This is a genomic window from Buttiauxella cochleicola, assembly GCF_021283185.1.
GTDB lineage: Bacteria > Pseudomonadota > Gammaproteobacteria > Enterobacterales > Enterobacteriaceae > Buttiauxella > Buttiauxella massiliensis.
Window position 1 is genome coordinate 1 of sequence record NZ_JAJSOS010000012.1, and the last position, 20,785, is coordinate 20,785.

18 protein-coding genes and 6 tRNA genes are annotated in these 20,785 nt (G+C 46.9%); 10 read left to right on the forward strand and 14 right to left on the reverse strand.

The window, feature by feature from the left end; translation table 11 throughout:
- Window positions 1–148 precede the first annotated feature (148 nt).
- The 5 genes from LVQ76_RS17665 to LVQ76_RS22485 form a co-directional block, all read right to left on the reverse strand.
- Entirely contained in the window at window positions 149–988 is an 840-nt protein-coding gene (locus tag LVQ76_RS17665; protein ID WP_232865913.1) for a bestrophin family protein, read from the reverse strand.
- Between the two features lie 56 nt (window positions 989–1,044).
- Window positions 1,045–1,464 carry a hypothetical protein gene (locus LVQ76_RS17670; protein ID WP_232922170.1) on the reverse strand — a complete coding sequence of 140 codons (420 nt, stop codon included), beginning with the start codon at window positions 1,462–1,464 and terminating at the stop codon, window positions 1,045–1,047.
- 76 nt (window positions 1,465–1,540) lie between these two features.
- Entirely contained in the window at window positions 1,541–2,446 is a 906-nt protein-coding gene (locus tag LVQ76_RS17675) for a LysR family transcriptional regulator (RefSeq protein ID WP_151995192.1), read from the reverse strand.
- Window positions 2,447–2,925: 479 nt separating this feature from the next.
- Entirely contained in the window at window positions 2,926–4,164 is a 1,239-nt protein-coding gene (locus LVQ76_RS17680) for an Nramp family divalent metal transporter (protein ID WP_232865912.1), read from the reverse strand.
- Window positions 4,145–4,234: a hypothetical protein gene (locus LVQ76_RS22485; RefSeq protein ID WP_420535613.1), complete on the reverse strand. Its 90-nt coding sequence runs from the start codon at window positions 4,232–4,234 to the stop codon at window positions 4,145–4,147. The genes LVQ76_RS17680 and LVQ76_RS22485 overlap by 20 nt, the downstream gene beginning before the upstream one ends.
- Before the next feature lie 289 nt (window positions 4,235–4,523).
- Between LVQ76_RS22485 and LVQ76_RS17685 the strand changes: the two genes are divergently transcribed.
- Window positions 4,524–5,711 carry a NupC/NupG family nucleoside CNT transporter gene (locus LVQ76_RS17685; RefSeq protein ID WP_034458999.1) on the forward strand — a complete coding sequence of 396 codons (1,188 nt, stop codon included), beginning with the start codon at window positions 4,524–4,526 and terminating at the stop codon, window positions 5,709–5,711.
- Between the two features lie 69 nt (window positions 5,712–5,780).
- Here the strand turns inward: LVQ76_RS17685 and LVQ76_RS17690 are convergent, their stop codons facing one another.
- The 4 genes from LVQ76_RS17690 to LVQ76_RS17705 all read right to left on the reverse strand — a co-directional run bounded on the left by LVQ76_RS17690 (window position 5,781) and on the right by LVQ76_RS17705 (window position 10,137).
- Entirely contained in the window at window positions 5,781–7,421 is a 1,641-nt protein-coding gene (locus LVQ76_RS17690; protein WP_232865910.1) for a diguanylate cyclase, read from the reverse strand.
- 36 nt (window positions 7,422–7,457) lie between these two features.
- Complete coding sequence (locus LVQ76_RS17695; RefSeq protein WP_232922171.1) at window positions 7,458–9,692, reverse strand: EAL domain-containing protein; 2,235 nt, start codon at window positions 9,690–9,692, stop codon at window positions 7,458–7,460.
- Between the two features lie 247 nt (window positions 9,693–9,939).
- A tRNA-Ala gene (locus tag LVQ76_RS17700) sits at window positions 9,940–10,015 on the reverse strand.
- Between the two features lie 46 nt (window positions 10,016–10,061).
- Window positions 10,062–10,137, reverse strand: a tRNA-Ala gene (locus LVQ76_RS17705).
- Window positions 10,138–10,357: 220 nt separating this feature from the next.
- On the opposite strand from LVQ76_RS17705, the gene LVQ76_RS17710 reads away from it, so the two are divergent.
- A complete protein-coding gene (locus LVQ76_RS17710) occupies window positions 10,358–10,711 on the forward strand; it encodes a YfeC-like transcriptional regulator (protein WP_064512886.1) in 354 nt (117 codons plus the stop codon).
- Between the two features lie 63 nt (window positions 10,712–10,774).
- Here the strand turns inward: LVQ76_RS17710 and gltX are convergent, their stop codons facing one another.
- A complete protein-coding gene (gene gltX, locus LVQ76_RS17715; protein ID WP_151995195.1) occupies window positions 10,775–12,190 on the reverse strand; it encodes a glutamate--tRNA ligase in 1,416 nt (471 codons plus the stop codon).
- Between the two features lie 260 nt (window positions 12,191–12,450).
- Between gltX and LVQ76_RS17720 the strand changes: the two genes are divergently transcribed.
- The 6 genes from LVQ76_RS17720 to LVQ76_RS17745 all read left to right on the forward strand — a co-directional run bounded on the left by LVQ76_RS17720 (window position 12,451) and on the right by LVQ76_RS17745 (window position 14,475).
- Window positions 12,451–12,526, forward strand: a tRNA-Val gene (locus tag LVQ76_RS17720).
- A gap of 43 nt (window positions 12,527–12,569) precedes the next feature.
- A tRNA-Val gene (locus LVQ76_RS17725) sits at window positions 12,570–12,645 on the forward strand.
- Window positions 12,646–12,678: 33 nt separating this feature from the next.
- Window positions 12,679–12,754: transfer RNA gene (locus LVQ76_RS17730), tRNA-Val, on the forward strand.
- Window positions 12,755–12,757: 3 nt separating this feature from the next.
- A tRNA-Lys gene (locus LVQ76_RS17735) sits at window positions 12,758–12,833 on the forward strand.
- A gap of 428 nt (window positions 12,834–13,261) precedes the next feature.
- Entirely contained in the window at window positions 13,262–14,029 is a 768-nt protein-coding gene (locus LVQ76_RS17740) for a nucleoside-specific channel-forming Tsx family protein (RefSeq protein WP_232904981.1), read from the forward strand.
- Between the two features lie 101 nt (window positions 14,030–14,130).
- Complete coding sequence (locus LVQ76_RS17745) at window positions 14,131–14,475, forward strand: FlxA-like family protein (RefSeq protein WP_232865906.1); 345 nt, start codon at window positions 14,131–14,133, stop codon at window positions 14,473–14,475.
- On the opposite strand, the gene LVQ76_RS17750 is transcribed toward LVQ76_RS17745, so the two are convergent.
- Window positions 14,472–15,401: a LysR family transcriptional regulator gene (locus LVQ76_RS17750; protein WP_232904983.1), complete on the reverse strand. Its 930-nt coding sequence runs from the start codon at window positions 15,399–15,401 to the stop codon at window positions 14,472–14,474. The two genes, LVQ76_RS17745 and LVQ76_RS17750, sit on opposite strands and share 4 nt — an antisense overlap.
- A 90-nt stretch (window positions 15,402–15,491) precedes the next feature.
- Between LVQ76_RS17750 and LVQ76_RS17755 the strand changes: the two genes are divergently transcribed.
- On the forward strand, window positions 15,492–16,481 hold the full coding sequence (locus LVQ76_RS17755; RefSeq protein WP_232865904.1) for a bile acid:sodium symporter family protein: 990 nt from the start codon (window positions 15,492–15,494) through the stop codon (window positions 16,479–16,481).
- On the opposite strand, the gene LVQ76_RS17760 is transcribed toward LVQ76_RS17755, so the two are convergent.
- The 3 genes from LVQ76_RS17760 to zipA all read right to left on the reverse strand — a co-directional run bounded on the left by LVQ76_RS17760 (window position 16,482) and on the right by zipA (window position 19,772).
- The gene (locus LVQ76_RS17760) at window positions 16,482–16,697 is read right to left on the reverse strand and encodes a DUF3820 family protein (protein ID WP_034459012.1); all 216 of its coding nucleotides are present in this window, start codon (window positions 16,695–16,697) and stop codon (window positions 16,482–16,484) included.
- Window position 16,698: 1 nt separating this feature from the next.
- Complete coding sequence (gene ligA / locus LVQ76_RS17765; RefSeq protein WP_232922172.1) at window positions 16,699–18,717, reverse strand: NAD-dependent DNA ligase LigA; 2,019 nt, start codon at window positions 18,715–18,717, stop codon at window positions 16,699–16,701.
- A gap of 68 nt (window positions 18,718–18,785) precedes the next feature.
- Entirely contained in the window at window positions 18,786–19,772 is a 987-nt protein-coding gene (gene zipA, locus LVQ76_RS17770) for a cell division protein ZipA (RefSeq protein ID WP_232865902.1), read from the reverse strand.
- Between the two features lie 230 nt (window positions 19,773–20,002).
- On the opposite strand from zipA, the gene cysZ reads away from it, so the two are divergent.
- Window positions 20,003–20,764 carry a sulfate transporter CysZ gene (cysZ, locus tag LVQ76_RS17775; protein ID WP_232865901.1) on the forward strand — a complete coding sequence of 254 codons (762 nt, stop codon included), beginning with the start codon at window positions 20,003–20,005 and terminating at the stop codon, window positions 20,762–20,764.
- The last annotated feature ends 21 nt before the right edge of the window (window positions 20,765–20,785 follow it).

Sequence of the window (20,785 nt, forward strand, 5' to 3'; positions counted from 1 at the left end):
TACAGCAACGCAGCGATGCTAAAACTCCCCTCGAGGCGTGAGCGTGAATATGCAAGGGAAGTGAGAGAAAAAAGGTCGAAATATCCCTTAAAAAACAATGCCGGTCACCTTAAGTGACCGGCATTAGGAGCTAAGGCTCCCATTTTTATTACAGCAATCGATAGTTTTTATCTGGGGTGATTTTTCCAGGAAGCCTCCCATCATGGATCATTTCCCGTAAATCAATTTCAATGGTGTTGCAGATAGCATTCAAGGGTAAATCATTATCTTCACGACCAAAGGGATCCTCAAGCTCAGTAGCAATCGCATCAAGCGCAAGCAATGCATATGTGGTAAATAATGAAAACAACAGAGAAAGAAACCCAAAGCTGTCGATGATCAGCAATGGATAAATCGCACAATAGATATAAATAGTGCGATGTAAAATTAAAGAATATGCAAACGGAATTGGCGTATTACTGATACGTTCACACCCACCCTGAATGGTACTGATATTATTGAGGTAATGATTAAAGTTCTGGTAATCCAGGGAATTTCGCTTATAGCGAAAAAGCCATTTGCCAATCTCCTGAAGCAAAGCATTACATGGAGTGGCAACATTTAGCCTCTCAAGCATAAATGGGGCTTGCGATGTGACCTCCACAGGCATTTTTTCATGCCGCAGCATCGATTTTAATATGTTGCAATAACATACGATAAAATTGAGCACGACTTTCATCTCATCCTGACTAGCTTCTGTTGTGCTTTTTATTTCCCGCATTAAAGATCGAGTGGTAATCAACAAGTCTCCCCAAAGCTTTCTGGCCTCAGAATAGCGGAGCCACGCTGCATTGTTACGGAAGCCAAGAAATATCGAAATGGATATCCCAATAAAACCAATTGGATTTTCTTTTGCTTCAATACCATGCAAATGCAAAAGCGGGAGTAAAAATAGATAAGCCATATTCAACATAGCGAAAAAGAGCAACTGGCGAGAAATCTTCCTCATAATAGACCCTCTCCATGAAAACAATCTTCTAAACCAGTGTTGCTCAGGCCTGACTATCATTCTTTATCCTTTACACATAAATTTGCCATATGTGCATAAACGGGAACCAATTTATGTAAGTAATGCTCAAAAACCTGTTTTTTATCAGAAAGAGGAATCACTCCGTCAAGGAGGCCCTGTTGATTAATATATGAAGAGGGTATGTCTATAATGCTCTCTCCTTGTATAAGAGGATCATAGCTAATCATAATAGGGCCTAAAAAACCGGTGCGGATAATGTTTAGCTGCATTGAACCAAAAAGCTTTATAGACAAATTATTACTTTGGCAAATTGCTACCTGGTGATGGTATAAACGTTCAGTTAATGTAATATTCTTTAGCAAAACCAATGTGTAGTTATTCCATAAACTATCCATACTTGTTTTTTTACTATGAATATCAGAAGCGTAATCTTTTAAAGATAGGTATTGCGGCATACAAAAATCTCTCCCACTTAAAATTGAGATTAAACATAGATAATAAAAAACAGAAAAGTAATGAATGATGAATTAACTAGTCAGTATTTCCATTTTTGCTCAGTGCTTTGATGGCATCACTATGAAGAATAAAATCAATGTAATTACGCAATGTCAAAGTGTTATTTTTATTACTGGGGTAAATCATCCACAATTCTATTTTCTGCACACTCCAGTCGGGAAGAGCAATTTTAAGCTGACCATTTTTTAGATAAGGATCCACAATGTACTCGGGCAAAATTGCCATCCCTGTACCTTGTAAAGCTTGTTGCAATATATAAGTAAGATTATCGCTGGTATGCCGAGAATTCATGACCAATTTATAGCTGCTAGCTTCTTGAGAAAGAGTGACGCTTTTCCATGTTTTATGAGTAATTAAATCACATGTAAGCAATTCATCAGGTGAACTGACATTATGCTTTTCTGCATACTCCGGCGTCGCAACAATAAATCGATTAAAGGTTCCCAGGAAACGCCCAATGAAAGAGTCATCGGAAGGCTTACCTATTCTGTAAGCGACATCAAAAGTATCGTTAACCGAACCAAAGAATGAGTCAGCCGTAACCAGTTCAAGTTCAACCTGAGGATTTGCTTTCAAAAACTCATGGTGAGGTGCAGGTAAGGCACTGTACATGAACCCCGGAGGCGCTATTATTCTTAATTTCCCATTTGGGCTTTCACGTAATAACTGAATGAGCTCATCAGCTCTGAATGCAACATCTATCACTTCCTGACAGTATCGCAAATAACTTTCACCTGCATATGTCAGCGAGATCTTTCGCGTTGTTCGATTGAGCAAACGTAAACCAAGATATTCTTCGAGTTCACTTATTTGCTGGCTGACGCGAGATTTCGTCATATTCAATTCTTCAGCGGTTCTTGTAAAATTGCCGTTTTTTACCAGCGCGGCAAAAAGAGCCATATGATTAAAGTGCTTGAACATGACAAAACCCTGATATTTCTAAACGTCAGCATAAATCATACATAACATAATGTGGGATGGATAGAGCTGATTGTTCAACAAATCACACCCATTTGTTCTGAAAGTAGTAACTAATCAACAGAGTCTTAATAGGTATGATTGCCTGTGTTCGGCACCAATATGCACAGGGTAATTTATAAATAATGTGGACCTCGATAGCGAATCGAAAACTGCTGAGCATTCCGCTTTTTGGAATATTATTGCTCAATACGATTATTGACATTTTCTTAGGTGCTATTGCGTTAGGGCATCACAATCTTATGATTGTCGGTGTATTGGCAATCGCGTTTGCGATTCAGGGAATGTTTATGGTTCGAGTTAGCAGGCATATATTCTGCTAACTCACCAGGGGAAGGGATATAAATAAACGCAAATGCATGAATGAACTTATAAAGATCTAACCCGCGACCACAAGACTGTGGCCGCAGAGCGCTATAAATCTACAACCCCAAAGCCGTACCAACTAGCAGCCACAGGTTAAGCGCCACCACTACAGCTACAATCACCCACCCCACTTGTTTTACCAGCCGGGTATTGACTAAATCCCCCATCAATTTTTCATTGCTGGTAAAAATCAGCAGCGGCACCAGAGCCAGTGCGATACCGAAACTGAGCAGTACCTGGCTCATAACAAGAACGCGCGTTGGGTCAAGCCCCATCAGGATGACAATAAATGAAGGTGCCATGGTGACTGAGCGGCGAACCCACAGCGGTATATAGAAGCGCACGAACCCCTGCATCACGACCTGCCCTGCCAGCGTGCCGACAACAGTTGATGACAATCCCGCCGCAACCAAGCTCAATCCGAAGATTGTCGCCGCAGAATGGCTCAAAAGTGGCTCAAGCGTGAGATATGCCTTTTCGAGATCGGCAACACCTGTATGGCCAGAGAAGTGAAACGCTGCGGCGGCCGTTGCCATCATCGCCAGATTAACAAATCCGGCAATCGTCATTGCGATGCCCACATCCCATTTTGTCGCGCTGTAACGCTCGGCGCGATTGCCTTCGTGCATATGCTGGGTCAGCGATGAGTGAAGATAGATAACGTGCGGCATAATAGTCGCACCCAGCACTCCGGCGGCTAAAAATACCGCTTCGCTGGTCGGCAAGGTTGGGATCAACATCCCTTTGCCCAATTCAGCCAATTTAGGCTGTGAGAAAATCAGTTCAACAATGTAAGCCGCGGCCACAAATAACAGCAGTCCACCGATCACTTTTTCGAGCGGTTTTTGCCCGCGCCGTTGCAACATCAGTATCAGGAACGTTGCAATACCGGTAAGTACCGCACCTTGCAGCAATGAGACACCGAGGATTAATTTAAAACCAATCGCAGCACCGATGAATTCGGCCAGATCGGTCGCCATGGCAATGATTTCGGCTTGTATCCAGTACAGCCACACAACCGGACGCGGATAGTGGTCACGAATTTGTTCAGCGAGGTTCTTGCCGGTGGCAATCCCTAGTTTTGCCGACAGAATTTGGATAAGCATCGCCATCAGGTTCGCCCACACCACTACCCATAGCAATTTATAGCCAAAGCTGGCCCCGGCCTGAATGTTGGTAGCAAAGTTACCAGGATCGATATACCCGATAGCAGCGATAAACGCTGGGCCCATCAACGCCAGGCGTAATCTGCGCGCTGTGCGGGTACCACTGTTGTCAACGCGACTGTTTGTCATCATCTGCCTCTGAGATATAGCCTTTGCTATGTTTCAAGCTATCAAAAATGAGAATGATTATCAAATTCATTTAAGTGAGATAAACTGATTGCTCTGATAGATGAAAACAATGAGGGATTTGGGGTGACGATTTAGCATCGTCCGTTAATTAAAAAAAATACGACAACCACTATGTTAAGGATATGTGCGTTGACGCAACTTTTATCTTCTTTACTTAACATAGCAGAAATGTATGGTTGATCACTAATTTTGAGTTTGGTCACACGACATCACTATAGTGTGCGATTAGTCTCGTTTTCTTATTGCTTGTTTCATAGAATGTGCAACGAAATTAAACCTGCCTCATGTTTGGAGCAAATATGTCCCGCGTTCTTCACTTTGTCTTAGCGCTTGCCGTGGTTGCGCTACTTGCTTTATTGCTGAGTAGCAACCGTAAGCAGATTCGTATTCGCTTTATCGTTCAACTGTTAGTGATTGAACTCATTCTCGCCTGGTTCTTCCTGAACTCAGAAATCGGTCTGGGCTTTGTGAGAGGTTTCTCAGAAATGTTTGAGAAACTGCTGTCGTTCGCTAACGAAGGGACAAACTTTGTATTCGGTAAGATGAATGACGAAGGACTCGCCTTCTTCTTCCTGAAAGTACTCTGCCCAATCGTCTTTATCTCCGCGCTGATCGGGATATTGCAGCACATCCGTGTTCTGCCGATTGTTATCCGCTTTATCGGTACCGTTCTGTCTAAAGTGAATGGTATGGGTAAACTGGAATCCTTTAACGCCGTAAGCTCGCTGATTCTGGGACAATCAGAAAACTTTATCGCCTATAAGGATATTCTCGGCAAGATGTCTCGCAACCGCATGTACACCATGTCCGCTACGGCCATGTCTACCGTGTCCATGTCGATTGTCGGTGCATATATGACGATGCTCGAGCCAAAATATGTGGTCGCAGCGCTGGTGTTGAACATGTTCAGTACCTTTATCGTACTGTCGCTGATTAACCCTTACCGCGTTGACGAGAGCGAAGAAAATATCCAGATGTCTAACCTGCACGAAGGCCAAAGCTTCTTCGAAATGCTCGGTGAATACATTCTGGCAGGTTTTAAAGTTGCGATTATCGTTGCCGCAATGCTGATTGGCTTCATTGCCCTGATCGCGGCACTTAACGCACTGTTTGCAGCAATCTTCGGCATCTCCTTCCAGGGCATTCTGGGTTACATCTTCTACCCGGTAGCCTGGGTGATGGGTGTTCCGTCGCATGAAGCATTGCAGGTTGGTAGCATCATGGCCACCAAACTGGTTTCCAACGAATTTGTTGCGATGTTGGATCTGCAAAAACTGGCTGGTACGCTTTCCCCACGTGCGGAAGGTATCCTGTCTGTGTTCCTGGTTTCGTTTGCTAACTTCTCTTCTATCGGGATTATCGCGGGTGCGATTAAAGGCCTGAACGAAGAGCAAGGTAACGTGGTTTCTCGCTTTGGCCTGAAACTGGTTTACGGTGCAACTCTGGTGAGTATTCTGTCAGCATCTATCGCTGGTCTGTTCTTGTAATTCTCACAATAAAAAGCCGGGGCAATTTGCTCCGGCTTTTTTTATGCCTGAAATTCCTGGCGGATTTATCTACGCCTGAATAGCATCGTCATCCTGCCAGCAGACCTGGTTTCTGCCTCGTTCTTTAGCGGTATACATCCGCATATCTGCAAGCGACTGGATTTGATCAAGCGTGTACTCAGGATACTCACTGTGCGAAGCCACACCTAGCGATGCGGTAACCGGTAATTTTCGGCCGTCATCCAGAACCAGTGCCGAAGACTCCAACTCCCATTTAACTCTTGTAGCCACCATAATCCCCGCCTTGAGATCGGAGTTAGGCAGATAAATACAGAACTCCTCACCACCAATACGCCCAAGAATATCCTGGCTGCGTATCGCACGCTGAATGCGCTGAGTCGCATGCATCAGCACATTGTCACCGACCTGATGCCCGTAAACATCGTTCACTTTCTTGAAGTGGTCGAGATCTAATTGCACAAGTGTGTAATCTACATAATCAGGGCTAATTTGTGATGTTTTCTCAAAGAAGCCACGGCGGTTAAGTGCACCGGTCAACTCATCGTGAAGCGCATGATGCTGCATTTCACGCTGCAAGCTCCCCATATTGCGCACCAGGCGGCAAATAACTCGGTGCGATCCCCAAAGGAAAAGCACGAATATCCCCCACATCGCGATCAACAGGATACTGAAACGGCCAAAGTCTTCATGTAAACCCTGGCTGAGGGTCTGGGTGCTTATCAGTACCGATCGCGTGCCAACAACTCTGCCAAAAGTGATGAATACCGACCCATCGCGCATCGTGCCGCGCGATGAGACTTCAAGCATCTGGCGAATAGTTTGTAGATGCTTAGCAGTGAGTTGAAATTGATTGGCCGACCCTACGGTACCGGTGAGTGGAATTAGCCGTTCATCAAACAATTGATAAGCACTCTGCGTATCTTCAGGTAATGACGCCGCAAGGAATTTTTGCACTGCATCATTTTCAAACGCTATCCCCAGAAGGCCTATCCATTCGCCACGAAAATCGACAGGAATGGCGGCATTAACCAGAGTGTCATCAGTTTTAGCGATATTCTGCCGTGTCCAGAAAGGTTCTCGCTGTGGATTGAGCAATGGCGAAGCCAGCACGAAACTACCCTGTTCTACATGAGGGTTGTAGCTGCTCACCAATAGCGAGTTCATCTCCTGGGATAGAGAGACAATAAACTCGCCATCACGTGAGATGTAGTACAAATCAGCAGTCAGTTCATTGGCCCCTGTCGCCAACGGGAAAAGACCCTGAATCTTCCGCAATGCGTAGAGTTGCTGGCGGACTTGTAGCGCGTCCTCGCCGTGAAACGCGCTGTCCTCGGTAAGCGTATCGGGCAAAGGCAGCTCGCGGACCCACAATGGTGAATCGCCAACATCGCCTGTAATTTCCGAAGGAACAGTTGCCACACCAGGGAACAACGGATCGTCCATCGCTTCAATAAAAATTCGTTTTAGATAGCGAAGGTTGTCAACTTTGTACTGTGCTTTGCTTTCGATTCTGGCAATTACACTTTCAAGGTGGCTAAGCTGGCTTGTACGGTAGCCATGGCTAAATAGCTGTCCTTGCTGCCAGAATAAAAAAGTAGTCAGCGCAAAAACAAAAATAAAAACCAGATGGATAACCCGGAGTGTTTTTGCCATTGGCAGGCGAAATCTATTCGCTAAAGAAGTGCTCACAAATCAGCCCTTTGATTATATGCTCGCAACATACTGCTACCTTAATGTATGGACTAAGGCCAGAGGTTCTGGCTTGCCTATCAGATACCCTTGTAAAAACTGTACGCCGAGTTCGCATAACAGCTTGCGCTGTTCTTGCGTTTCAACAAACTCTGCAACAACAATCAATTGCTTCGCTCGAGCCATATCACAAATAGATTTAACAATCAGCGGGTCAAGCGAGTCGGTGGTGATGTCTTTGATGAAGCAACCATCAATCTTAATAATGTCTGCTTGCAGCCTTTTCAACCGCTCGTAGTTAGCATAACCGGTACCAAAATCATCAATGGCAATTTTAAACCCATAATCACGCAGTAACGTAATGTTCTGCATTGAAGTTTCTGACTCTGAAAAAGCCTGTTCCTCGGTGACTTCAATTATCACGCTGCTGGTTGGCACCTGGAATTGCGTGAACAATGAAATAATATTCTGCGCAATATCCTTTTGCATCAACGTCAACGGCATAAGATTTACCGAGAAACGCGACTGCTCGCCCTTCTCAGGGTGAAGATACAAATAATTCACCAGCTTCTTCACCACTAACATATCGAAGCGCGTGCTGAGGTTAAACTCGGCAATAACGGGAATAAACTTATCCGGGGTAATTAATTCATCATCAAAAGTGATACGACTCAGTATTTCGTGATATCCATGCCCCATCTTATTCACAATAGGTTGTGCATAGAGAGTGACAGGCTCTTCTTCATTCAAAGCACGTTTGATTTTTTGCAGTAACAAAACACGCTCTGTCGTTTTGTCAGAGACATATTCAACTCGGGTATTCAAGCTGAGTACGCGTAACGATTCACTCGCCTGATCGGAGAGAAAACTTAATTGCCCTAAAGTGCGGTGTAATTCTTCAAGGCTGTTGTCGATAACGCTATAGGATGCGCCGTACTCAATTTCCAGCATGGTGTTATGCCATGTTATTTTTTTGCTATTGAGTAAATCAACAATATGTTCGAGTCGCGCATCGGTATGTTGTCCACGGAGGAAAATTAATAATTCGCTTCCGGGCAACTGAAATACTTGTTCACCTTCATGCAGGAAAGGCGTTATCTGACTGGTAACTATACGCTTACAATGAATTCGCATCATCATGCCGTAATGGCGGCTTAAAAATTCCAGGTTCGACATCCTTAGGCAGCAAAGCGTCCCTTCCGGGTAACATTGCACATGATGTTCCAGGGCACGTAAATTTGGTAATTGTGTTAATGGGTCGGTTAATGCCTGCGAATGATAAATGCGTTTCATCCATTCGTTTTTCTTAAACATCATCGTCATATACAACATACAGACGGAAAAAGAGATGAAAACAGAAAGAATGAATGATAGGGCAAATTCTGTATTAACCCCGTAAAGGAAACCATCGTTATATGTCAGTAGTAGCCATACGGATATAGCCCATAACAGCCCCATTAAACGCGGGCCAAAATGGCGGATACCCAACGTAAATAGCACAAAGATAGCGGGCACAAGGTAACCTGAAACCTGCAACAAGCCCCACGATGAGCACAGCACCACCAGCAGAGTTATCAGGCATAACAACCAGGTGAAAGAATAAAAACGACGTGGGCCAACGAAATCACGCATCACGCAACGACGCCAGAAGGCTCGGACGTAATTTGGATTCAGGATCATTCTAAGCGGATAGTAAAACAGGAAAGTGAATATCAGCGAGGCGGCAATTAAATTTTGAAAATCCACCACCATAAACATGAGTGAATTGTCACCAAAGTACGCAGCCACTGCTTCTGGAAATTGAATATAGTGCCCCGCCAGATACATCAATAATTTAGTGCTGAAAGGTGCGACAAACCCTAGCCAGAATATCCGAGTCCCCATTCCTTTATCGGTCAAAGCATAGCGCCATCTCGACCCAAGGTAATGACGAGCAATTATGCTACAAACTATTATTGGAAATATCAGGCAAAAAACAAACGACGCTAACGCCACAAATGACAGATGAAGTACGCATGAGAATGTCACTACTGATGAAATTATTAGAGGAATAATCGCAGCTCGGCCATAGATAAACACCATGGCTATCAACAAACCCATTGGAAGATATGCGAGATAAACCTGAACACCATCAATTGTCGTTAACGGTGAAATGTAGCGAGAAAAAGGGACGAGCAAGAGAGATAAAACCAGTGCTGTAACGAATTTCTTGATAGATTTTTGAAAAATCATAAGCCCTGGTCTGAGTATTCTGTAATGGCTTTGCAGCATTATTCGGTGATAAATAATACGTTTATTTGTTGCGCAAATCAAGTTTGCGAATTATTGCAGGTGATTAAATTTATTAGTTTTTTATACAAACCAACAAAGAGAAATAATTTGATATATTCACATTAAGAATGCATCGTATTTATATATTCACTGAATTGAGGAAAGTCGTGCTCAAATCACTATTTTGTGACGTTATTCTGACGCAGAAACGAAAAAACCCCCGCCATTAGGCGAGGGTTTCATATTTTGGTGGAGCTAAGCGGGATCGAACCGCTGACCTCTTGCATGCCATGCAAGCGCTCTCCCAGCTGAGCTATAGCCCCACGAATGGGTTTGGTTTAAACGATTCAAATCTTGCTGGTAAAGATTTGGTGGAGCTAAGCGGGATCGAACCGCTGACCTCTTGCATGCCATGCAAGCGCTCTCCCAGCTGAGCTATAGCCCCGTACCGTGAAACCGTGTCGTATCGACGGGCGGCATCATATGAAACCCATTCGAGAGTGTCAACGTCAAATTCAGCTTCGGCGATTAATCGCCGAAAAAGCAAACAATACAAGTAAAAGCAGAGGCATCTCGTCTTCCTGTAGTTAATCCTGTCACAGTTTCCAGTAAAATGATCCCCTAAAATGAACCACTAATAACCCCTTTGGATTTAAGGAAAAACTGTGCTCAAGGAACGTATGACCCCGGAAGAGCTGGCGATGATTACTGGTTATAGTCGACAAACAATCAACAAATGGGTACGTAAAGAAAGCTGGCTCACCACTCAAAAACCCGGTGTTCAGGGAGGTAAAGCTCGCCTGATTCATGTGGATGAACGTGTACGTGATTTTATTAATAGTGCAAAACGCGTTTCGGAGAAACTCAGCAGTTACCACGTTAATGACACTTCACTGGAAGGGCTTTTGCTCAATTCGATGAAACAGATGTCAATCTCGGAACAAGAAAAAATGTCTGCATTGATTCTGCGAGAAGGCATTGCTGGGGTGTTAAAGCGTTTAGGTATTCGTGATGAGTAAAACGAGTATCAAAAAGCCGGCATAAGCCGGCTTTTTAGTCACAACACTTTATAACGTCAGGCGTTACTGTTGTGCTTCGCGCGCAGCAATGAATTCCAGAGCCTGATTAATACGAGCAATCGAACGTTGTTTACCAATCGCGTGAACAGTGACATCAAGACCAGGTGACTGCCCTGCCCCTGTAACAGCAACACGCAGCGGCATACCAACTTTACCCATGCCTACTTCCAATTCATCAGCGGTTGCCTGAATTGCAGTATGCACATTCTCTGCAGTCCAGTCGGTCAATGCTGCCAGTTTGTCGCGCACAACTTCCAGCGGCTGACGAGCAACCGGACGAAGGTGTTTCTTCGCAGCATCTGCGTCAAACTCACTGAAGTCTTCATAGAAGTAGCGGCAAGTTTCAGCCATCTCTTTCAGAGTTTTGCAGCGGTCGCCAAGCAATTTAACCAACTCAGCCAGTTGTGGGCCGTTGCGAGTATCAATGTTTTGCTGCTCGATGTGCCATTGCAGATGGGTCGCAACATATTCAGGAGCAAGGTGGTTAATGTAGTGGTGGTTCAGCCACTGCAATTTTTCAGTATTGAATGCACTGGCCGATTTGCTAACGGAGTCCAGTGTGAACAATTTGATCATCTCTTCACGAGTGAAGATTTCCTGATCGCCATGAGACCAGCCCAAACGCACCAGGTAGTTGAGCAGCGCTTCTGGCAGATAGCCGTCATCGCGATACTGCATGACACTCACTGCGCCATGACGTTTGGACAGTTTTTTACCGTCGTCGCCATTAATCATAGAAACGTGCGCATAAACCGGTACTGGCGCATTCAACGCTTTCAGGATGTTGATCTGACGCGGAGTGTTGTTGATATGGTCTTCGCCACGAACCACGTGGGTGATTTCCATATCCCAGTCATCCACTACAACACAGAAGTTGTAGGTTGGGGAGCCATCGGTACGGCGAATGATCAGATCATCCAACTCCTGGTTGCTAAATTCGATTGGGCCACGGATCTGGTCATCGAAAATAACAGAACCTTCTTGCGGGTTGGCAAAACGCACAACACATGGTTCATCAGCAGTATGATGCTCATGGCCATGGCGGCAGCGACCGTCATAACGTGGCTTGTCGCCGTTCGCCATTTGTTCTTCACGCAATGCCTCAAGGCGTTCTTTAGAGCAGTAGCATTTGTACGCTGTACCAGCTTCCAACATCTCGTCGATAACCGCGTTATAGCGGTCAAAGCGCTTGGTCTGATAATACGGACCTTCATCCCACTCAAGGCTCAGCCAGTTCATGCCATCCATAATAGCTTCTATAGCTTCTGGAGTTGAACGCTCAAGGTCGGTGTCTTCTATACGTAGCACGAACTCACCGTCGTGGTTACGAGCAAAAAGCCATGAATAGAGAGCAGTACGAGCACCACCAACGTGCAAATAGCCTGTTGGGCTTGGCGCGAAGCGAGTTTTGATTTTCATTAAACGGCCTTAATTACGCAAAAGTACCGGGGAACCGGCAAATGCCAGGGAATATAGAGTGGGCAACATTCTACCACTGTGTACTGATTCCTCAATGTTGATACCCTTTCTTGACTTCAATCCACATATTCTGATGACAAATCAATCACCAATGTGCAATTCGCGATCGCATTGTTTATTTTTACGACGAACGAACAAAATCTTTAGAAAAGGCGTTGACTCATTTTCAACTCTCCCTATAATGCGACTCCACACAGCGGGGGTGATTAGCTCAGTTGGTAGAGCACCTCCTTTACACGGAGGGGGTCGGCGGTTCGAGCCCGTCATCACCCACCATTCATTAGTGAGTGATTCCGCAGTGTAGCAAGAGATAAGATTTGGGTGATTAGCTCAGTTGGTAGAGCACCTCCTTTACACGGAGGGGGTCGGCGGTTCGAGCCCGTCATCACCCACCATTATCTACTCTCGCAATAGAAGTACCGAAGTTTGGGTGATTAGCTCAGTTGGTAGAGCACCTCCTTTACACGGAGGGGGTCGGCGGTTCGAGCCCGTCATCACCCACCATTCGGGGCGTTAGCTCAGTTGGTAGAGCAGTTGACTTTTAATCAATTGGTCGCAGGTTCGAATCCTGCACGCCCCACCAAATTTAGACAAAAGCGCCTTCGGGGCGCTTTTGTTGTTTCTAAGGCTCGATCTTTTTCGTGCTGGGTTCGAACCTGCTGCAGGTTCGACAAAATCGTCGGGAACGATTTTGCATCACCGCTTGCGGTGACCCGCAGGGCGAGTCTCAGGATGAGACGAGTGATATCCTGCACGCCCCACCAATGTAGAAAGGCGCCCTAAAGGCGCCTTTTTGCTATGTGCGATTCAGCAGAATTTTGCACGTATTCCCCATACAAAACTCTACTCGTCTTCCCCAGCCAATCAATACTGAAATTGTATCAATCGCACCGAATACAATATTGGTGTTTCCCATTCTTCCCTCGCAATATGCCATCGGCCGACACACTACTTGTTGTCAGCATCTTTCCGGACGGAAATCTCGGATTTAAGGCACAGGGAAAATAAAAAATGAAAAAACACCTCACCACTACACTCGCTTTATTGTCCTCGTTAATGGCTGTTCCTGCCACTCAAGCCGAATTTAAAGGAGGATTCGCTGACATCGGCTTACATTATCTCGACTGGACATCTCGAACCACGCATCGCACCAGTGAAAAATCCCACAAAGACGATTTCGCGTATCTGGAACTCGAAGGCGGTGCAAACTTTACCTGGGGTGAAATGTATGGCTTCTTCGATCTTGAAAACCCGTTGAATAGCCGCCACGATAAACCGGGTTCAGAACAACGCTATACCTTCAAAAACACTAACCGTATTTATCTGGGCGATACTGGCTTAAACCTTTATCTGCACGTCTATGGCACTTACGGTTACCCTAACGCCAATAATTTCCATGACGTGATGGGACTTTACGGTCTGGGTTATAACTATGCGGCTAATGGCTTCTGGTTTAAACCGTTCATTGCTAAACGCTACACCGACCAGACTTACTACACCGGAAATAACGGTTATGTCGCGGGTTGGGTTGCGGGATATAGTTTCTCGCTTTGGGGCGAGAAGCTGATGCTCACCAACTGGAATGAATATGAATTTGACCGCGCCGACAATTATGCAGCCGGCAACGGTGGCAAAGATGGCATAAACGGAGCTGTCGCTTTGTGGTGGACACCCATTCCGAGCATTACCACAGGCATACAATATCGTTATGCCGACAACAAACTGGGAGAAAGCTTCCTGCAAGACGGGTTTATCTATTCGGTAAAATATAACTTCTGATGAATACAGCCCTGCCACAAATGGTAGGTTCAGCCCAATTCACTCAAGATTATTCCTTGCTTAGCCGATAACCTTTTATCGGCTCCTTTGAGGGAATTATTATGAGCAACACCATAACAACGTCCACGCCTTCGCTGCAAACTACTGCGAACACTTCTTCATCAAACTCGGGTAACGATCTAGCGTCACAAATCAGCCGTATCACCCAGCAAATCACTAAACTCACTCAGCAAGCGAAAGATATTGCCAATGGCAGCGGCACAACAGAAGAAAAGCAGAAGCAACAAGAGCTCATTCAGGCGCAAATTAAAATGTTACAGGCGCAACTGGCGCAACTCCAGCGTGAGCAAGCTGAACAGGCCCAGCAAAAACAGGAACTGCAACAATCCCGAGTAGAAGGTGTGAATAAACCGTCCGAAGAACACCAGATTGATATCTACGTCTAATCTTTATTAAACAGTGGGTTGCTCAGGCGAGCAGTGGCTAACTGCTGCGCCTGTTGACGAACAACCTGCCAGATAGCCTCAGCAGCACGAGAAAGCGAGCGATTTTTCCGCCGCACCAACATTAATTGCCGATCGACAACGGGAACCAGGGGTCTGACAACCAGAGGGCGCTCTTTAGGTAACGGCAATGCCAGTGCCGGAAGAACGCTAATGCCAATTCCCGCCTCGACCATTGGAAACAGTGTTGCAGGGTGGCCAATCTGCTGAACTATATTCGCCTCAATTCCCTGACGCATTAACGCATCATCGATCAACGGGCGGCTACCTGATGCGTAATCCTGTAGCACCAGGTTTTGACCTTGTAATGCCTGCCACGAAACACGTGACTGAGCGGCAAACTGATGGTCATTACGGCAAAGCAATAAAAACGGCTCGGAAAGCACGACTTCACAATCCAGATCGTTGGCCTGGATAGGGTCGATAACCATGCCGAAATCGACTTCTCCCTGGCGAATGCTTTGCAGCACCCACTGTTGCGGGCGATCATGAAGCACAAAGCGGATCGCGGGAAACTCAAGCGCCGCCGCTGCGATAGATTGCGGCATTAAGTGGGCGGAGATAGTCTGGCTCGCAGCGACACGCACAATTCCGCTTAGTTGATGGCCAACGCTACGTGTATCCAAAAGTGTGCTGGTCAGCTCTTCCAGAAGCCGTTCGAGCCTGGATGCCAGTTGCTGGCCTGCTTCCGTCAACACCACTTCGCGCGTGGTGCGATCCAAAAGCTTCACACCGATTTCGCTCTCAAGCTCTTTTACGCTGTGGCTTACCGCCGACTGGCTCAAGCCAATTTGCTCCCCTGCCCGGCTAAAACTCCCGGCATGAGCTACGGCGACAAACACTTTTAACTGACGCAGTGAATAATTCATCTATTTAATTCATTAATGCATTCAATAAATCAATTTTATTTCTAAAACTAATGAAAGCACAATAGCTCTACAACAGTTTGAGGAATGATGATGAAACTCTTTCGCGTACTCGACCCCTTCACGCTGACGCTAATTGTGACCGTATTACTGGCGTCTTTCTTCCCCGCACAAGGCAGCTTTGTTGGCTTCTTTGAAGGGCTAACGACCGCCGCAATCGCACTTTTATTCTTTATGCACGGCGCAAAACTTTCTCGCGAAGCGATTATTGCTGGCAGCAGCCACTGGCGTTTGCACCTGTGGGTCATGTGCAGCACGTTCGTGCTATTCCCTGTGCTGGGCGTGTTGTTCGCCTGGTGGGCACCAGTCAATGTCAGCCCTGAGATTTATACAGGATTCTTGTACCTGTGTATTTTGCCTGCCACGGTGCAGTCCGCTATTGCGTTCACCTCGCTTGCAGGAGGCAACGTGGCCGCTGCCGTGTGCGCCGCATCGGCCTCTAGTCTGCTTGGTATATTCCTGTCGCCACTTTTAGTGGGCATGGTGATGCATGTTCATGGCGCGAGTGGCAGCTTGCAGCAGGTCGGCAGCATTATGATGCAGCTTCTGGTGCCGTTTGTGGCGGGCCATCTTTCTCGCCCGTGGATTGGTAATTGGGTAGCAAAACATAAAAAATGGATTGGTAAAACCGATCAGACTTCCATTCTGCTCGTCATTTACACGGCATTTAGCGAAGCGGTCAGGCATGGAATTTGGCACAAAGTCGGCCTGGGCTCGCTACTGTTTATTGTGGTGGTAAGCCTAGTGTTGCTGGCTATTGTCATCAGCATCAACATGTTTGTGGCAAGGCGTCTGGGCTTTAGCAAAGCTGATGAAATTACCATTGTGTTCTGCGGTTCGAAGAAGAGTTTGGCGAATGGGATTCCGATGGCAAATATCTTATTCCCGGTCGCAACCGTCGGGATGATGGTGCTGCCGCTTATGATCTTCCACCAGTTGCAATTGATGATATGCGCGGTGCTAGCCCGCCGTTATCAGAAAGAGACGCAGGTGGCAGCCAAAACCGCCACCGATAACACTTAGTTAATGCCGTTTGAGGGGCTTCACCAGCCCCTCCAACCCTTCGGTCTTAATCAGCAATGTAAGCCTCATCAGCTCACCAAGATGCCCTTGAGGAAATTCATCTTTACGCGCAAACCACAGCAAGTACTCTTCCGGTACGTCAATCAATACACGACCTTTATACTTGCCGAACGGCATTACTGTATTGGCTATCTCAATAAGCTGCTCTTTATCCATCTCATTCACCTAACAAGCGAATCATTTCAGCTTCATCAATCACGTCGATACCCAATTCCTGTGCTTTGACAAGCTTAGAACCAGCCGCCTCGCCCGCAATCACCAGGTCAGTTTTCTTCGATACACTGCCCGCAACTTTCGCGCCTAATGCGACCAGGCGTGCTTTGGCATCGTCACGCGACATCATGCTCAGTGAACCTGTGAGTACCACCGTTTTGCCGGCGAATGGGCTGTCGATCTCCTCTGCTTTAATAATCACCGGTGCAGGCCAGTGAACGCCCGCTTCTTCAGTCAACTGGCGAATCACTTCACGGTTACTCTCTTCAGCGAAGAAGTTGAACGTATGAGTGGCGACAACAATTCCCACATCAGGCACTTTTTGCAGATCTTCGATGCTTGCCGCAATCAGCGCATCCAGCGTACCAAAATGCGCCGCTAAACCGGCTGCTGTCGCTTCGCCCACTTCGCGAATGCCAAGTGCATAGAGGAAGCGTGCAAACGTTGTCTCTTTAGCTTTCTCAAGCGCATCAACTACGTTTTGAGCAGACTTAGGGCCCATACGGTCAAGCCCGGTAAGTTTACCGGCAGTCAGGCGGAAAAGATCCGCAGGAGTATGAACATATTCTTTTTCAACCAGTTGGTCGATTATCTTATCGCCCATGCCATCGACATCCAGCGCGCGACGAGAGACAAAATGCTTAAGCGCTTCTTTACGCTGGGCACCGCAAATCAAACCACCGGTACAACGCGCAACCGCTTCACCTTCAACGCGCTCAACGTCAGAGCCGCATACCGGACAATGAGTTGGGAAGACAATCGCAGAGGTATTCTCCGGACGTTCGGACTCAACCACACCTACGACTTGTGGGATTACATCACCCGCGCGGCGAATAACCACGCGATCGCCAATTCTTAAACCCAGGCGCTCAATTTCATCAGCATTATGCAATGTGGCATTGCTAACCAGCACACCTGCAACCTGAACCGGCTCCAGACGAGCAACAGGGGTAATTGCACCCGTGCGCCCAACCTGGAATTCAACATCACGAACAAAAGTCATCTGCTCTTGAGCCGGGAATTTAAATGCTATTGCCCAGCGCGGTGCTCTGGCGACAAAACCGAGTGTTTCTTGCAGTGCGAGCGAATCAACTTTGATAACGACGCCGTCGATATCAAAACCTAATTTCGGACGATCGGCTTCAACCTGGTGATAAAACGCCAGCACTTCTTCTGGTGTGTTGCACAGACGAATGCGGTCGCTCACCGGCAGCCCCCACTCTTTAAACTGCTGCAAACGTGCATGATGGCTGGCTGGCAATTCACCGCCTTCAAGTAAACCAACGCCGTAGCAGAAGAAGGTTAGCGGGCGTTTTGCGGTAATACGTGGATCAAGTTGACGCAAAGATCCGGCTGCTGCATTACGAGGGTTAGCAAAGATTTTACCGCCTGTACGGCGCGCCTCTTCGTTAATCTTTTCAAAACCAGCCTGCGGCAAGAACACTTCACCACGAACTTCCAGGCGGAGGGGGATATTCTCGCCACGCAGTTTTAGAGGGATAGAACGAATAGTGCGCACGTTAGCAGTGATATTTTCGCCCGTCGTACCATCGCCACGAGTGGCGGCGCGAACCAGCACTCCATCTTCGTAAAGCAGGCTCACCGCGAGGCCATCGAGTTTCAACTCGCAGCAAAAAGTAATGGCTTCTGCGCTTTTTAAGCGGTCCTGAACTCGCTTGTTAAACGCCAGGTAGCTAGCTTCATCAAAGGCGTTATCGAGCGACAGCATCGGTACTTCATGGCGAACCTGGGTAAATTCGCTTAAAGGTGCAGCACCTACGCGCTGTGTCGGTGAATCAGGGGTGATGAGTTCAGGATGCGCGCCTTCCAGAGAACGCAATTCAGCCATCAGGCGATCATACTCCGCATCCGGGACTTCTGGAGTATCAAGCACATGATAGAGATATTCATGATGGCGAAGCGTGGTTCGCAGTTGAGTGATTTTTTGTTCGATTGTGTCCATATCGCACCATCATTATAAAAAACCCCCGGAATCCGAGGGTTCAAAGAAAAACATGTTCAGAGCGCGTATCAATGGCTGATGTTAGCTTCAACCACTTCGCGGATACGGTCCTGGTACTCACGCATTTTTTGCGGTGTCATCATACGACGTTGGTCATCCAGCACCACACCACCGACTTCATCGGCAATGTGCTGAGCAGACTGCAGCATCAACTTAAAGTTTTGCGTTGGGTCGCCATATGACGGTACCTGCATGAAAATTGTCACGCCAGGCGTTGCAAAATTCGTCATGCTTTCTGGGTCAAATGAACCAGGCTTAACCATATTAGCAAGACTAAAGAGAACCGGGCCGCTGCCATCAGGGCTGAGATGACGGTGGAAAATGTTCATTTCGCCAAAGATAAAGCCCGCTTGCTGAATACTGTTTAACAGCACATCGCCGTTAATCATGCTGCCAGCATGAGCCGAAACGTTCAGCACAATCACCGTCTCTTTACGACGTGCCGGAGGTTCCGGTGTCGGAGCAGGTTGTACCGCAACTGGCTCAGGCGCAGGTTCAGAATGCTGCACCGGTTGGACCGGCGCTTGCGGTGCCACTGGCTGAGGCGGTTGAACAGGCTGTTGTACCGGTTGATGGACAGCAGGTTGCTGTGGCGCTGGCTGATGTGCAGGCGCAACAGGAACTTCCTGACGTGGAATAACCGGTTCAGGCTGACGCACTGGCGCACTCTGACGCGGCTCAGCAGAGGCGTAAGGTGGCTCATACTGATGTTGAGGAGCTTGCGGCTGACGAGGCATTTCTGGCTCGCGAGTCGTTGTTTCTGGCGCAGGATTAACCCGACGCACACGCACCTCACCTACTCCATCATCTTGTTCATCGTCAGCCTCAGCGTCATCCGATTCGTATTCGTCACGCTTAGACTTCAAACGCTTCATTGGACGATCACGAAAAATGGAAGAACGCTCCTTACGACTTGTCCACAGGCCGTGAACCAGTAAGGCTATTATGGCGATCGCGCCAACAATGATTAATATCAGACGCAAATCCTGCATCATTATATTCTCTGTTGTTCTAACACCTTGCCACCACGGCAAACATTTACTCACTAAGAGTATTTGCCCATCTGCTCAAGTGCAAGTCCGCACACTGTTTTCTCAGCATAAAGATGTACCAAAATCGATTTTTCGCTGTTTTTTCGACCATTTCTTAATAAGTTTTTCTCCTGGCACTCAGTTATGATAGCTCTGCACGTCATTGTAATGACCAAAAAGGAGTTCGTTCAGATATGGTTTCAACTTCAGGAGCCGGGCCACGTAGTGGCGTTTATTACTTTTCGCAAGGCTGGAAGCTGGTACATCAGCCTGGAATCAGGCGCTTCGTGCTCTTGCCATTGTTGGTCAATATTTTATTGATGGGTGGAGCATTTTGGTGGTTGTTTACTCGCCTGGATGTTTGGGTTCCCACACTTCTTTCTTACGTTCCAGATTGGTTACAGTGGTTGAGCTATCTCATTTGGCCACTGGCAGTCGTGTCTATCTTGCTGGTATTTGGCTACTTCTTCTCAACCATAGCCAACTGGATTGCTGCCCCCTTTAACGGCTTACTGGCAGAACAGCTCGAAGCTCGTCTGACTGGCGCAACACCACCGGATACCGGCGTGTTAGGTATCATGAAAGATGTTCCACGTATTATGAAACGTGAATGGCAAAAGCTCTCCTGGTATCTACCGCGAGCGCTTGTATTGCTGGTTCTCTACTTTATCCCTGGTATTGGCCAAACCGTCGCGCCAGTTTTATGGTTCTTATTTAGCGCCTGGATGCTGGCTATCCAGTATTGCGATTACCCATTTGATAACCATAAAGTGCCATTTAAAGAAATGCGCATCTCACTGCGTGAGAAGAAAATCATTAACATGCAGTTTGGCTCACTAGTCAGTCTGTTTACGCTTATCCCATTCCTGAATCTGGTTATCATGCCAGTCGCTGTATGTGGTGCTACCGCCATGTGGGTTGACTGCTATCGCCCTAAACACGCTATGTGGAAGTAAATTTGCAGGAGCGGCTTATGC